The 13,338-nt window shown below is 62.3% G+C and carries 14 protein-coding genes; 9 read left to right on the top strand and 5 right to left on the bottom strand.

Annotated features, from left to right (window positions below; all coding sequences use genetic code 11):
* Nucleotides 1-27: 27 nt before the first annotated feature.
* Nucleotides 28-1,800 (bottom strand): thiamine pyrophosphate-dependent enzyme, encoded by a 1,773-nt coding sequence (locus tag OIM99_RS23165; RefSeq protein ID WP_311852846.1) that lies wholly within the window; start codon nt 1,798-1,800, stop codon nt 28-30.
* An 89-nt stretch (nt 1,801-1,889) separates the two neighbouring features.
* Complete coding sequence (locus OIM99_RS23170) at nt 1,890-2,849, bottom strand: tripartite tricarboxylate transporter substrate binding protein (RefSeq protein ID WP_311852847.1); 960 nt, start codon at nt 2,847-2,849, stop codon at nt 1,890-1,892.
* A 238-nt stretch (nt 2,850-3,087) separates the two neighbouring features.
* On the opposite strand from OIM99_RS23170, the gene OIM99_RS23175 reads away from it, so the two are divergent.
* From OIM99_RS23175 to OIM99_RS23185, 3 genes are all read left to right on the top strand, one after another.
* A complete protein-coding gene (locus OIM99_RS23175) occupies nt 3,088-4,635 on the top strand; it encodes a UbiD family decarboxylase (protein ID WP_311852848.1) in 1,548 nt (515 codons plus the stop codon).
* 175 nt (nt 4,636-4,810) lie between these two features.
* Nucleotides 4,811-5,626 (top strand): hypothetical protein, encoded by an 816-nt coding sequence (locus OIM99_RS23180; RefSeq protein WP_311852849.1) that lies wholly within the window; start codon nt 4,811-4,813, stop codon nt 5,624-5,626.
* A 36-nt stretch (nt 5,627-5,662) separates the two neighbouring features.
* Nucleotides 5,663-6,163 carry a DinB family protein gene (locus tag OIM99_RS23185; protein WP_311852850.1) on the top strand — a complete coding sequence of 167 codons (501 nt, stop codon included), beginning with the start codon at nt 5,663-5,665 and terminating at the stop codon, nt 6,161-6,163.
* A gap of 3 nt (nt 6,164-6,166) precedes the next feature.
* Here OIM99_RS23185 and yidD read toward each other — a convergent pair whose 3' ends face one another.
* Complete coding sequence (gene yidD, locus OIM99_RS23190; protein ID WP_311852851.1) at nt 6,167-6,469, bottom strand: membrane protein insertion efficiency factor YidD; 303 nt, start codon at nt 6,467-6,469, stop codon at nt 6,167-6,169.
* Nucleotides 6,470-6,488: 19 nt separating this feature from the next.
* The gene (locus OIM99_RS23195) at nt 6,489-6,956 is read right to left on the bottom strand and encodes an iron-sulfur cluster assembly scaffold protein (RefSeq protein WP_311852852.1); all 468 of its coding nucleotides are present in this window, start codon (nt 6,954-6,956) and stop codon (nt 6,489-6,491) included.
* 253 nt (nt 6,957-7,209) lie between these two features.
* On the opposite strand from OIM99_RS23195, the gene folE reads away from it, so the two are divergent.
* Nucleotides 7,210-7,863, top strand: coding sequence for a GTP cyclohydrolase I FolE (folE, locus tag OIM99_RS23200; RefSeq protein WP_311852853.1), 654 nt, complete (start codon nt 7,210-7,212; stop codon nt 7,861-7,863).
* Nucleotides 7,864-7,883: 20 nt separating this feature from the next.
* Here folE and OIM99_RS23205 read toward each other — a convergent pair whose 3' ends face one another.
* Entirely contained in the window at nt 7,884-8,699 is an 816-nt protein-coding gene (locus OIM99_RS23205; protein WP_311852854.1) for an MBL fold metallo-hydrolase, read from the bottom strand.
* Between the two features lie 47 nt (nt 8,700-8,746).
* On the opposite strand from OIM99_RS23205, the gene hisI reads away from it, so the two are divergent.
* The 5 genes from hisI (at nt 8,747) to OIM99_RS23230 (ending at nt 13,338) form a co-directional block, all read left to right on the top strand.
* On the top strand, nt 8,747-9,136 hold the full coding sequence (hisI, locus tag OIM99_RS23210; RefSeq protein WP_311852855.1) for a phosphoribosyl-AMP cyclohydrolase: 390 nt from the start codon (nt 8,747-8,749) through the stop codon (nt 9,134-9,136).
* A gap of 133 nt (nt 9,137-9,269) precedes the next feature.
* Complete coding sequence (locus OIM99_RS23215; RefSeq protein WP_409371551.1) at nt 9,270-10,259, top strand: patatin-like phospholipase family protein; 990 nt, start codon at nt 9,270-9,272, stop codon at nt 10,257-10,259.
* 92 nt (nt 10,260-10,351) lie between these two features.
* The gene (locus tag OIM99_RS23220; protein WP_311852856.1) at nt 10,352-11,335 is read left to right on the top strand and encodes a LysR substrate-binding domain-containing protein; all 984 of its coding nucleotides are present in this window, start codon (nt 10,352-10,354) and stop codon (nt 11,333-11,335) included.
* A gap of 170 nt (nt 11,336-11,505) precedes the next feature.
* A complete protein-coding gene (locus tag OIM99_RS23225; RefSeq protein ID WP_311852857.1) occupies nt 11,506-12,243 on the top strand; it encodes an enoyl-CoA hydratase-related protein in 738 nt (245 codons plus the stop codon).
* 57 nt (nt 12,244-12,300) lie between these two features.
* Nucleotides 12,301-13,338 carry an alcohol dehydrogenase catalytic domain-containing protein gene (locus OIM99_RS23230; protein WP_311852858.1) on the top strand — a complete coding sequence of 346 codons (1,038 nt, stop codon included), beginning with the start codon at nt 12,301-12,303 and terminating at the stop codon, nt 13,336-13,338.

Here is a 13,338-nt window from a genome sequence, read left to right on the forward strand (position 1 = left end):
TCCCGGCGCGCCCCGCCTGTCACGCAATCAAGCGTAACCTGGAACCACGCGCACGTCGATCAGCGCGACGCCACCGGCTTCCACGGCCGCGATGGCCCCCGGCAGAGCCGCTTCCAGCTCGGCGATGGTGCGCACCGGCCCGATGCCGGTCGCGCCCTGACCCTTGGCGATCTGCGCCAGGTCGATGTCGGGATCGATCATCTTCTGGCCGATCCACTTGTTTTCCGGCGGGCGCGTCCGCGTGTGGGCCACGCGCTCCTGATGCAATTCGTCGTTGTAGAACGAGGAATTGTTGGAGACGACGATGAGCAGCGGAATGCGGTAATGCACCGCCGTCCACAACACCGTTGCGCCCATCAGGAAGTCGCCGTCGCCCAGCACTGCGACCGGGAAGCGGCCGCTGCCACGCAGCGCCAACGCCGAACCCACAGCAATGCCTGGACCAGCGGCCAGGCCGCCACCGCCGGCGCCACCGAAGTAAGCCAGCGGATGGTCGATCGGCCACCAGCTCTCGTGCCAGGCGATCGTCGTGTGCAGCAGCGACACCTCGCGCTTGCCGAGAGCCTTGCGCAGGGCGAGCGCGAGATCGCGCACCAGCGGTTGTTCGTTGGCGCCGCGCAGTGCCAGATCGCGCTTCGGCCGCACGTCCTTCGACCAGACTTCCTTCTTCGCCGAGCCCAGCGCCTTCACCAGCGCCGCCACGGTGAGGTCGGTGTCGGCAGAGACGAACAGATCCGCCGGCGGCAACACCTGATGATCCATGCTCCAGCCGTTGTGGATGCGATGGTCCATCGAGACGTTGACGATCTTGCCCGTCGGCGCACCGCCTTCGACACAGGACAGCAAGAAGCCGCCGATATCGACCGCGTCGAAAGCCAGGATCAGATCCGCCTCGCGGACTAAGGCCGCGATATGCTTCTCCGCCTGCATATGGGCGCAACCCGCGTGCAGCGGATGTTCCGTCGGGAAAACCGCCGAGGATTTCAGGTCCGTGATGACAGGCGCGCCAAGCCGCTCGGCCAAAGCCACGCGATTGTCCCAGGCTGCCTGCGCGCGCGAACCGCGACCATAGAAGATCACCGGCTTCTTCGCGCCTTCGATCAGCTTCTTGGCTTGCGCCACCAGGTCTTCGCTGGGGCCCAGCACCACCGGCGGTCCATAGCGCTTGACATCCATCGGCGGCAGGTCTTTCGCCAACGGATCTTCCTGCAGACCGACGTCGAGATTGACGTAGACCGGACCCTTCGGCGTCGTCTCGGCGATCCAGCGCGCGCGCACGATGGCTTCCCGCGCCGCCGTCGGCGAACCCGGCTGATCGTCCCACTTCACATAATTGCGGATCATCGACGCTTGATCGCGCGACGTGTGAATCCATTCGATCCACGGCCGGCGGCGGGCAGCATCGAGATAGCCCGTCGCACCCATGATCAGGACGGGCATGCGATCGCACCAGGCGTTGAAGATCGCCATTGAGGCATGCATCAGGCCGACATTCGAGTGAACCGCGGCGGCCATCGCCTTTTCAGTCACCTTGGCCCAGCCCTGCGCGATGTGAACGGCATGTTCTTCATGCAGGCACAGCAGCATCTGCGGCTTGGTATTGCCGAGATAATTCACGATGGAATCGTGCAGGCCGCGATAGCTGGCGCCCGGGTTGAGCGCGATATAGGGCACGTCCAGGTCGCGTAGCGTTTCGGCGACCACGTCGCTGCCGAAGCTCGCCTTGGGCGCCAGCGGCCCCTTGGGATCCTCGACCCGCGCAACGTTATGGCCAGCGCCAGGGGTCATTTTATCGTCCACACTTTCCTCCCATCTATTGATGCCGACGCCCACGGGCGCGAATTCTGGTGCGGCCTCCGGCGAAGCCGCACCAGCTATGCCTTGCAAACCTATTGTGCCTCGATCTTGGCAAGATCGATCAGCTTACGCCATTTTTCGATCTGTCCATCCCAATAGGCGTCGATTTTGTCGGGTGCCAAAGTAAAGGGCACGGAAGCGGCCGTTGCCAGGAATTTGGCGGTATCGGGCTCTTCCACCGCCTGTTTCATCCAACCGCGCAATTTATCGACGATCGGTTTCGGCGTCTTGGCCGGCGCCGCCAAGGCCATCCAGCCGGTCAGTTCATAGTCCTTCACGCCAGCCTCATCCATCGTGGGAATGTCGGGCGCAAAGGACATGCGCTGCGGCAGGGTGACGGCGAGAGCCTTGAGCTGGCCTCCGACGATCTGCCCCATGCCGAAGGGAGCATCGACAAACATGAAGTCGAGCACGCCATTGCCCAATTCGCGGGCAGCATCCTGTGTCGTTTTGTAGGGCACGTTCAGGGTATCGAGCCCCACCATCGACTTATAGAGTTCACCCACCGCCATACCGGTAGAACTACCTGATCCGTATTGGGCTTTATCGCCCTTCTTTTTCAGCAAATCAGTCAGTTCGGCCACGGTCTTGACCGTGCTCTTGGGATTGACCGCCAGCAGGAAGCCATACTGGCTACCGGGCGAGATCATCGTGAAATCCCGGCGGGCGTCGTAGTTCAGCTTTTTGTAGAGAAACATATTGGCCGAATAGACCGAACTGGGCGCCCACATCAGCGTGTAGCCGTCAGGCGTCGCGCGAGCAACTTCCTGAGCCGCGATATTGCCATTGGCACCCGGCTTGTTGAGGACGACGATCGTTTGTCCCGACAACCGTTGCAATTTAGCCGCGAAAAAACGGCCTGGAATATCAACGCCGCCGCCAGGCGGATAACCCATGATCAGTGAAATCGTCTTCGTTGGATAGTCTTGTGCCTGGGCGGGCGCTGCCACCATCGTCGCCAGGCAGAATGCTATCGCATAACGGAACACCATCCCCATTTCCTCCACATCTTTCGGGCGGGTTCCCCCCGCCGTTGCCGCCTTCTAGCGCAGGCAATGGGAATATGGCTATGGCCGGCCGCAAAATTTCTCGCGCGACCAGCCAGGGAACGCCTGAAATATGTTGCACCCAGCCGCGATCCACTTCACAACGCCCGTCGTTTCGGATGTAGTCCCGTTGGATTTCATCTTTTCATAAAAAAGAGCGGCCAGAGCCGCGTCGGAGGAAACAATGACCATTTTGCAGAAAGCCGGCACCGCGATCGACCTCGATCGCTACAGCTTGCGCCGGTTTCTCAAGGAAATCGAAGCACTCGGCGAACTGGAGACCCATGACGAGCCGGTCGATCTCGCCGATCTTGCCCAACATTTCGAAGGTTCGCCGAAAGCGGTCTATTTCCGCAAGGCAGGCCCCGAGGGTGCCGAACTGATCGGTAATGTCACCGCCAGCCGCGCCCGTATTGCCCGCGCTTTCAACACCACGCCGGATAAGCTGCTGCACGAAATTCTGCGCCGCCTCGACAACCGGCCGCAGATGATCGAGGTCAGCCGTGCCGAGGCCCCGGTGCAGCAAGTGGTGTTGACGGGCGATGACGCCGATCTCACCCGCCTCCCGGCCCATCTCCAGCATGGCCTCGATGGCGCGCCCTACATCTCAGCCGGCGTCGACATCGTGCGCGATCCCGCCACCGGCCTCACCAATGTCGGCATGCGCCGCCTGATGCTGCGCGGCCGCCAGGAAGCCGGCGTCGACCTTCTGTCGCCTAGCGATTTGAAGGCAATCTACGAAGCCAGCGCCCGCCGCGGCCAGAAACTGCCGATCGCCTTCGTGCTTGGTTCTCATCCGGTCGATCATGTCTCCGCCGTGATGCGCCTGCCGATCGACGAAGTCGGCATCATGGCTTCGCTGCGCGATGGCCCGATGCCGTTGGTCAAATGCATCACCAACGATCTGATGGTGCCGGCCGACGCCGAAATGATCCTGGAAGGCTATATCGACGAGCGCGGCCATGTGGAGCCAGAAGGGCCCTATGGCGAATTCCTCGGCTACTATGGCGAGCTGAAGATGAATCCGGTCTTCCATCTGACCGCCATCACCAAGCGCAGCGACGCTCTGTTCCAGACCTCGACCATCGGCGGACGCACGATGGATTGCACCGACACCTCGCAGCTCAACGCCACCCGCGCCGAAGTGACCCTGTGGCGAGCATTGCAGACGGCCGTGCGCGAGCCCGTCGACATCAACGTGCTCACCGCGTCGGGCGGCGGCCTGCATGTGCGCGTGGCGATCCGCCAGCGCGTGCCGGGCGAAGCACGCAATGCCATCGCCGCCGTCTTTGGCTCGGTCTCCAATGCCAAGCACGTCTGGGTGGTCGATCCCGATATCGACATCCGCTCCGACGGCCAGGTCGATTGGGCGATGGCCACCCGCTTCCAGGCTGATCGCGATCTGGTTATCCAGTCGGGTTTCCGCGCCATCCCGCTCGATCCATCCCTGAATGGTGCCCGCACCGGCGCCAAGGCTGGCTTCGACTGCACCCTGCCCTTCGCCCAGACACTCGCCGGCCCGCCGATCATCCCCGAGCCGCCTCGCTATGGCGGCAAGCGCTTCCCCAGCGTCGAAGCCGCCATCGAGGATGGCCCGAAGTTCTTCGAGGACCTGATGGCCGCCACCGGCAGCCGCGACGGCCGGGAAATCGTGCTTGCGCTGGAAAAACTGCGCCTGGCGGGCAAAGTCGGCCGCGACAAGGAGGGCCGCTGGATACCGCGCCAAGCTTAAAACCTGCGCGTAATCCCCGGCCATCAACAACCCAACCGAGCGGCTGCCGCAATATTGACATTGCCCGGCGGTTCGCTACGCCCTTGAATTGAGGGTCCCCTGAGCGGGGTGCGAAAAGTGGCACGCGCTTTTCATGCCCCGCTCTCATTAGGAATCGGTCCGGCGGAACCGGCGCATGCACATCCTGCGTATCGTCCTGCTTGCCATCGCCTTGGTCGCCAGCGCCTATCTGAGCTGGCGCTTCTTCGATGGCGCGCTGAACTACCGCGAGGCCCAGCGTCTTGAGACGAGGCAGGCCGCCGACCAGCCGTCGGCGGCGCAACTCGCCGAAGAACGGACCGCGATCAGCAATCTCTTGGCGCGGACACCCGAGTTCACCACTTATTTCGACTCCATCCTCGCCGCCTATCCGGCCGACCACACCCGCATGTTCGACACATTCGCCGAGCGCGCCGCACGCGGTCATCGCACCGGCACACCCGACTTCTATCTGACCGAGGCGATGCGATCCCTGCGCCACAGCCGCGGCATCCTGGCGGCGAAGGCGTCCGACGCCGCCTTGCAGAATGTCTTCGACCGGCAATTCGACGTGTTGAGCGCCATGGAAGCGGCCGATCCGCAGGTCTGCGCCGATTTCCTGCATGGCGGCGCGGCTGCGGGCTTTTTCGATTTCGCCCAGGCCAATCGCCCGCTGATGGCAAAACTGGCGCAGGCCAGCCTCGATGCGATGATCGACGGCCAGAAAAGCACCGACAAGCGCGAAGCCCCCAGCGACAGCGACTTCCGCACGCTGGAAGACGCGCTACGCGCACGTGGGCTCGACACGCCCGAGATCGAATCCTTGCTCGACGCCCACACGCCCGATCCGCCCTTGCCCGATGCCACCATGTGCCGAGCGGGACGGATCTTTCTTGAGGCCTTGCGCGATCTGCCCGAGGACCTCAGACTGCGCGTCTACGCACTCGCCGTCGAATTACAGGCGCGCAGCTAGAGCCAATCGCAGAAACGTCTAAGGGGGAGAGACGACTTGATCGACAAGAACTATGTGATCACCATGGCGAAATACAATTCATGGCAGAACAAGAGCCTCTATGACGCCGCCGCGACCCTCTCCGATGAGGAACGCCGCCGGCAGCGCGGCGCCTTTTTCGGCTCCATCCACACCACGTTCAACCATCTCTTGTGGGCCGATCGCGTCTGGCTCGACCGCTTTCTCAGCGAAGGCGCCTTTCAAATGGCGCCCAAGGACGGGCTCGCCATGCATGACAGCTTCGAGGAGCTGAGCGACGTACGCCGCGCCACCGATACGAAGATCGAACGATGGGCCGAAACCCTCGATCCCGATTGGCTCAAAGGCGATCTATCCTGGTATTCGGGGCTGCTGAAGAAAGACATGTCGATGTCGAAACAGCATCTGATCGCGCATTTCTTCAATCACGAAACCCATCACCGCGGCCAGGTGCATGCCATGCTGACCATGGCCGGCGCCAAGCCGGAAGACACCGACCTCATGCTGCTGCGGGTGTGATCCTCATTCGGAGCGCACTTCATCGCAACGCAAAGGGCCGCGCCACTGGCCGTAGCGCCAGGGCCTGCGCCAATCGGCACCCTCCGGCAATGTTTCGGGCACCGGATCGTAACCTGCGGTGCCGCCCGGCCGGCAGCGGCAGATGCGCGCCAAGCCCATCCAGCCACCAGCCCAGAAACCATGGGTCTGGATGGCCTCGTCGGTGAATTGCGAACAGGTCGGCAGATGCCGGCACGTGCGCCCGACCAAGGACGACAGCGTGAGCTGATAGGTGCGGATCAGAACATGGGCCGTGGAGCGCAGCATGATCTGCTCCGCTTTGCGATCAACCTTGCAACGCAGCGGCCGGCGCGGCGCCCGTCGGTTGCGCTTCGATGGCATCGAGCGCCTTTACCACCGCATCGAAGGTCAGCATGGTCGAGGCATGGCGCGCTTTGTAGTCGCGCACCGGTTCGAGCACGGCGATATCGGCCCACTTGCCGTCACGCGGCGGCTCGCCATTCTCCTTGAGCATCTTGCGCACGGTCTCACGCAGCACCCGTAATTCTTGCGGCGTCGAGCCGATGATGTTGCGCGCCATGATCGACGAAGACGCCTGACCGAGGGCGCAGGCTTTCACATCGTGGGCGAAATCGGACACGTGCCCATCCTTGAGATCAAGATCGATGGTCACCGTCGATCCACAGAGTTTGGAATGGGCCGTGGCGCTGGCCTGCGGATGATCGAGACGCCCCTGACGGGGGATGTCAGCAGCCAGTTCCAGAATGCGCTTGTTGTAAATCTCGTTGAGCATAGCTGGTGTGTCCGGATGACGCGCCCGGCAAAAACCTCGGAACGGCCATCGAAAATAGGAGTTTCGCTTTCTATATAGTTCTGCGGGTGGCTCCGTTTCAAGGCTTGAAGCACGGGCCACGAATGTAAAATACTGAAATACTTGTCGCTTCCTTCGTTACCGCATAGAAAGGAACGAAACGAGCAGAAAAGGCCAGTAGTCCCTCATACGGCATCCCGCTCAGGATGCCCGTCAACACACCCTAGGAGGCACCATGGACGCCGTGGTTAAGACCTCGACCCATCAGCCAATCGAGGCACGTTCTACCTCACAGGCCGAAGCGTCGACCAAGCATACTCTGCGCCCCACACGCGAAGAGGCAGAAGAAGCCGTTCGCACGTTGCTGCGCTGGGTTGGCGAAAATCCAGGCCGTGAAGGTTTGATCGATACGCCTAAACGCGTCGTCAAAGCCTATGAAGAATTCTTCCAAGGCTACAACCAGGATCCCGACGAAGTCCTCGACAAGGTCTTCGAAGAGGTCGACGGCTATGACGACATGGTCCTGGTGCGGGACATTCCCTTCTCCTCGCATTGCGAACATCACATGGTGCCGTTCGTCGGCACCGCGCATGTCGCCTATTATCCCAATGGCGGCGTTGTCGGCCTGTCGAAACTGGCCCGCATCGTCGATGTCTTCGCCCGCCGCTTGCAGACGCAGGAGACCATGACTGCGCAGATCGCCGATGCGCTCGAACAAGCGCTGAAGCCGTTTGGCGTCGCTGTGCTCGTCGATGCGGAACATATGTGCATGTCGCTGCGCGGCGTGCGCAAGGCGGGTGCCTCGACGGTGACGAGCCGTTTCACCGGCCGCTTCCGCGACCCCGCCGAACAGGCGCGCTTCTTCACCATGGTGCGTGGCGCGCGCTAACGCGCGACCACCATCGGCGGCTAACGCCCTGGCAGCACCAGCACTTTCGTGCGGATCGGCAGCATCGGCCGGCTCAGCACGACGGTCGGAGTTTGCGAGAATTCGACCGGATACTGCTCGCGTGCCAGATCGAGAAAGCGGCTCAGCGTCGATTGGCTGAAGTAGTGCATCGGGATGACGAGCTGCGGCGCGATCTGCTGTACCACTTTGAACATCTGCGGCGTCGACAAAGTATAGCTGCCGTCCACCGGCACCAAAGCCACATCGACGCGGCCAATCTGCTTGATGTGTTCGTCGGTCAATTCGTGATGCAGATGACCGAGATGGGCGACGCAGATTTGCGAGGCTTCGAAGACGAAAATGGAATTGCCCGCGATATCGGTACCGCCCTGCCAATCGCGGATATTGGTGACGATGTTGCGGATGCGCATGTCGCCAATGGTGACGTCATGAGATGCAGGACCGCCTTCCGGATTCCAGCCGCGCAGCACGGTGCGAATGCCGGGATCGGGACGATTGGTATAATGGGTCGAATGCGCGCGGTTCATCGTCACCACATTCGGGATCAGCGACGGCTTGACGTAGTCGTTGTAGTCGGTGGCAACCGTGAGGCCCGCCGGCGTTTCCAAGAGGAAGGTGGCATGGCCGACGAACGTCAGCGCCAATTCGTCGGCATTGACGACCGCCGGCATGATCCGCGCCGGCCCTTGCGACACGAGCCGCGGACAACCTTCCGCCTGCGGCTCAGCCGGCGCCTGCGCCAAGGCAGCCGGCACCAACCACATCATCGCCAGCGCGATCGCGCCCCAAAAGCCGACACGCCCCACCATTTCCATCCAGCCGTCCCCGCATGTTAGAAGCCGCGACGTACACAGAGGCCATCATGACCGAACGCCCATCCAAACACGACATTGAAGAAGGCACAGCCTTCACACCGAAATTTGATCGCGACGGCCTCATCACCTGCGTGACCACGGAAGCGCAGACCGGCGAAATCCTGATGGTCGCCTGGATGAATGCCGAAGCCCTGCGCCTGACGCTCGAAACCTCCATCGCTCACTATTGGTCGCGTTCGCGCCAGAGCCTGTGGCGCAAGGGCGACACGTCAGGCCAGGTGCAGACCGTGGTCGAAATGCGCACCGATTGTGACCAGGACACCCTTCTCCTCAAGGTTGAAGTCGGCGGCGATGGCCATGCCTGCCACACCGGCCGCCACTCCTGCTTCTATCGCAAAGTGCTCCCCGGCACGGACATGCGACTGGAATTTACCTAAAGAGAACATATTTGAGCGGTTCAGAGCCTGTTCACCGTCTTCATTAAATGTTTAGCCGAATTTTCGCCTTAGGGTGAGGTTTGGCTAAAGGGGCGACCCGTTGCCGGGTGACTGAAACAGCGAAGTTCGTACCATGCGCCTGTTCGGTTCCATCATTCCCATGAAAAACGCCGACGAGAGCGGTCCGACTCCGGTTGCGCCTGTGATTCCGGTCAAACCGCGCCGCAAGCTCGGCTTGGCGCTCGGTGCCGGCGGCGCCCGGGGCTGGTCGCATATTGGTGTTTTACAGGAACTCGAGGCCAACGGCCTGAAACCGGACGTCATCGCCGGTGCCTCCATCGGCGCCGTGGCCGGTGGTTGCTGGGCCGGCGGCCGGCTGGCCGAACTGGAAGAATTCGCCCGCTCGCTCAACAAGCGGCGGGTGTTCGGCCTGCTCGATGTCTCCCTCTCCGGCGCCGGCCTGATCACGGGCAACCGGCTGCGGAGCCGGCTCGATGCCGCCCTGGGCGACGTGAAAATCGAAGATCTGGCGACGAAATTTATCGCCGTCTGCACCGAAATGGGCACGGGCCATGAAATCTGGCTCCAGCACGGCTCCCTGGTTGAAGCCATGCGCGCGTCCTACGCCCTGCCCGGCATTTTCGAGCCGGTCTCGATCAACGGCCGCTGGCTGTTCGACGGCGCCCTAGTCAATCCGGTGCCGGTGACCGCTTGCCGAGCGCTGGGCGCCGATTTCGTCATCTCGGTCAATCTGATCGCCGACACGCGGATACGGCCGACGATGATCCGCGACGACGATTTCGTCGAGGCAGTCGCCAAAGAGCCCGCGCCGATGCCCGCCCGCAAACGCTACGGCCTGTTCCGCCGCCAGTTCGATCGCAACGCCACGGGCGCTCCCGGCCTCGCCACCGCCGTGGTCGACGCCTTCAACATCACCCAGGATCGCATCACCCGCGCACGGCTTGCCGGCGATCCGCCCGATGCCACCATCGGCGCCAAACTCGGCCGCATCGGCTTTTTCGATTTCCACCGCGCCGATGAAATGATCGCGCTCGGCCGCGAGGCCGCCCGCAAGGCCCTGCCGCAAATCCGCGAAGAAATGGCTATGCGCGCGCCCGTCTAAGCGAGCCGCCACACCATTCCTCACCCGCCCAACTTGACCCGCCAAAGCCGATGCAGCGAAAGTCCGCTTTCGTGCGCGAAATGGAGTGACGGGTGAAAGACAAATCCAAGGCACCGGCCCAAGCCGCAGCGCCGAGCCGTATCAAAACACCCAAGAACGCGCCTCGGCGCCTGAAGCCGCATCAATTGGAAATCTTCAGCGCCATCGCCTCGACCGGCAGCATCACCGGCGCCGCCAAATTCCTCAACATTTCACAACCCGGGGTGAGCCGCAGCCTCGCCGATTTCGAACGTGAGATCGGCTTCACCCTGTTCGTGCGCGACAAGAAACGGTTGTTCATCACGCCGGAGGGCTCGGCTTTCCACGAAGAACTGAGCCGTAGTTTCACCGGCCTGGAACGTCTCGCCAAAGCCGCGGAAGAAATCCGCCAGATGCGACGCGGTCACATCCGCATCATGACCATGCCGGCGCTCTGCTATGGCGCGGTTCCCAAGGCCATCAAAAGCTTCCTCGACCGACATGATTCTCTTAGCCTCAACTTCGAGGCGCAGAACTCGCAACGGGTGATCGAAAGCGTCGCCAGCCAATATGCCGACATCGGCATCGCGCAAGTGCCCGCCTCCTATCCGGGCGTCGCCATCCATTCCTCGTTCCGTTCCGATGCGGTCTGCGTCATGCCGCCAGGCCATCCCCTGTGCGCCCGCAAGATCATTCGCCCGTCCGATTTGCAAGACCATCCTCTAATCGCTTTGCCGCCCAGCAGCATGGCCGGGCAACAGCTCAATCACATCCTGCGCGAGGCCGGCCTCAACATTATGCCACGTGTGGAGACGCTGACCTCGTTCGCCGCCTGCGCCATGGTCGTCGAAGGGCTCGGTGTCGCGGTGGTCGATCCGTTCACGTCGGCCGTCTTCACGCGCGGCCAACTCGAACAACGGCCCTTCCGCCCCATCGTCAATTTCGGCTTTCGCCTGCTCTATCCGGAACACCGGATCATCTCCACGGCCGCTCATGCGCTGATGGAGCATTTAGCTAAAGCGCTGTCGGCGGATGCGCGCGTGGCTGGCCGAAGCTGACGACCATATTTTTCAGCCAGAATGGTTCCATACCGTCCAGGCATGACGTTCGGAAGGAATAATATTTCGCCGCATCACACCCCGCGCCCTATCATCCTGTCGACATGAGGCTGCTGCCACTCTTGCGCCGGCAGCCATCTTCAAACAGCCGACGCAGATGAGGCGACGAAATGTCGATTCTATTGGACAAGCGCGCCAACGGCGTTGCCTGGGTCACAATCAACAGACCGCAGGTCCTTAATGCCCTGGATATTCCCGCCAAGGAACGCCTCGGCGAAATCTGGCAGGAAATTGCCGACGACGAGCAGGTGCGCGTCGCCGTGCTGACCGGCGCGGGCAACAAAGCCTTCTGCGCTGGTTCGGACATCAAGGAAATCAACCGCACCGGACGCATGGTCTCGACCGAGACCCTCATGCGTGCCATTCCAAGTGCCGGCGTCCCTCTGTTCAAGCCCGTCATTGCCGCCATGCATGGCTATTGCATCGGCATGGGTATGACTCTGGCCCTGCATTGCGATTTGCGGCTCGCCGCGACCAATGCCGTGATCGGCTATCCCGAAGTCAAACACGGCATGATTTCCGGCGTGAGCGCAATGCGTCTGCCGCAACTCATCCCCAATGCCTTCGCCATGGAAATGATGCTGATGGCTCGCAACATCTCCGCCGAAGAAGGCAAGCGCATCGGCCTGATCAACAGCGTGGTCGAGGACGTGCAGGGCGAAGCGGACAAATGGGCCTCGACCATCGCCGGCTATTCGCCCGCCGCGGTGCAGGCCACCAAACGCCTCGCCACTTTCCCGCGCCGCATCAGCGACACGGAGAACACCGAGATCGCGGCGGCACGCGCCTGGATCGAAACCAAGGACGACTACAAGGACGGCGCCGCCGCCTTCGAACAGAAGGCTTGATCGCCGCGTCGTTACCATCTGATGCAGCGGCACGCGCCGCAGAAAGCTGAGACCACAATGCCCATGATGAAAGCCGTCACGTTCCGCGATTTCGGCGGTCCCGACATGCTGCAGGCCACCGAAGTGCAACGCCCCGAACCAGGCCCCAGCGATGTTCTGGTGAAAATCCATGCGGCCGGCATCTGCTATCACGACGTGCTGTCGCGCGCCGGAAAAATCCCGCGCGACAAGCCCGGCCAAATTCTCGGCCACGAAATCGCCGGCGAGATCGCCGCCGTCGGTTCGGACGTTTCGCCGGAGCGGATCGGCGAACGCGTCGTCATCTATCAGCGCCTGTCTTGCGGCACCTGCCGCTATTGTCTGGGCGGCCGCCACGATCTGTGTCGCAACAGCCGCGTGCTGGGCGAGAATGGCGGTGGCGGCTATGCGGAATTCACCTGCGTGCCGGCCCGCAACACTATTGCTATTCCCGATGGCCTCGACATGACGACGGCCGCTCTCGCCGTCTGTCCGATCGGCACCTGCGTGCGTGCGACCCTTGGCGTCGCTCAGGCCGGCCCTAGCGATAAAGTGCTGATCACCGGCGCTGGCGGCGGCTTGGGATTGCACCAGATTCAAGTCGCCAAGAGCGTCAAGGCGCATGTCATCGCGGTGACGAGTTCGGAAGAGAAAGTCGACATCATCAAGCAGGCCGGCGCCGATGACGTCATCATCAGCCCCGATCTCAAATTCAGCAAGGACGTCTGGCGGCTGACCGAGAAACAAGGCGTCGACATCGTTCTTGAAAATGTCGTCACCGGAACGTTCGGAGAAAGCCTGCGCTCGACAGCGCAGAACGCCATCGTGGTGGTTCTGGGCAATATCGGCACGCAGCCCGTCGCCGTCGATCCCGGCTTGGTGATCGTGCGGCGTATCCGGATCGCCGGATCGGGCAATGCCACCTATGCCGACGTGCATCGCGCCTTGCATCTGCTCTCAATCGGTGCCGTCAAACCCTTCATCGGCCAGGTTCTGCGCTTCCCGGAAGTCGGCCAAGGCCATGCGCTGATGGAGCAGAAAGCCGTCGTCGGCCGCGTCGTTCTGAACGGCTGGTAA

The sequence above is a fragment of the Methylocella sp. CPCC 101449 genome (assembly GCF_031921685.1).
GTDB lineage: Bacteria > Pseudomonadota > Alphaproteobacteria > Rhizobiales > Beijerinckiaceae > Terripilifer.

Bases quoted from the DNA above. Each gene is read 5' to 3' on its own strand.
- OIM99_RS23170 (WP_311852847.1), bottom strand. From the start codon at position 2,849: ATGGTGTTCCGTTATGCGATAGCATTCTGCCTGGCGACGATGGTGGCA.
- OIM99_RS23175 (WP_311852848.1), top strand. From the start codon at position 3,088: ATGACCATTTTGCAGAAAGCCGGCACCGCGATCGACCTCGATCGCTAC.
- OIM99_RS23180 (WP_311852849.1), top strand. From the start codon at position 4,811: ATGCACATCCTGCGTATCGTCCTGCTTGCCATCGCCTTGGTCGCCAGC.
- yidD (WP_311852851.1), bottom strand. From the start codon at position 6,469: ATGCTGCGCTCCACGGCCCATGTTCTGATCCGCACCTATCAGCTCACG.
- OIM99_RS23195 (WP_311852852.1), bottom strand. From the start codon at position 6,956: ATGCTCAACGAGATTTACAACAAGCGCATTCTGGAACTGGCTGCTGAC.
- folE (WP_311852853.1), top strand. From the start codon at position 7,210: ATGGACGCCGTGGTTAAGACCTCGACCCATCAGCCAATCGAGGCACGT.
- OIM99_RS23205 (WP_311852854.1), bottom strand. From the start codon at position 8,699: ATGGAAATGGTGGGGCGTGTCGGCTTTTGGGGCGCGATCGCGCTGGCG.
- hisI (WP_311852855.1), top strand. From the start codon at position 8,747: ATGACCGAACGCCCATCCAAACACGACATTGAAGAAGGCACAGCCTTC.
- OIM99_RS23215 (WP_409371551.1), top strand. From the start codon at position 9,270: ATGCGCCTGTTCGGTTCCATCATTCCCATGAAAAACGCCGACGAGAGC.
- OIM99_RS23225 (WP_311852857.1), top strand. From the start codon at position 11,506: ATGTCGATTCTATTGGACAAGCGCGCCAACGGCGTTGCCTGGGTCACA.
- OIM99_RS23230 (WP_311852858.1), top strand. From the start codon at position 12,301: ATGCCCATGATGAAAGCCGTCACGTTCCGCGATTTCGGCGGTCCCGAC.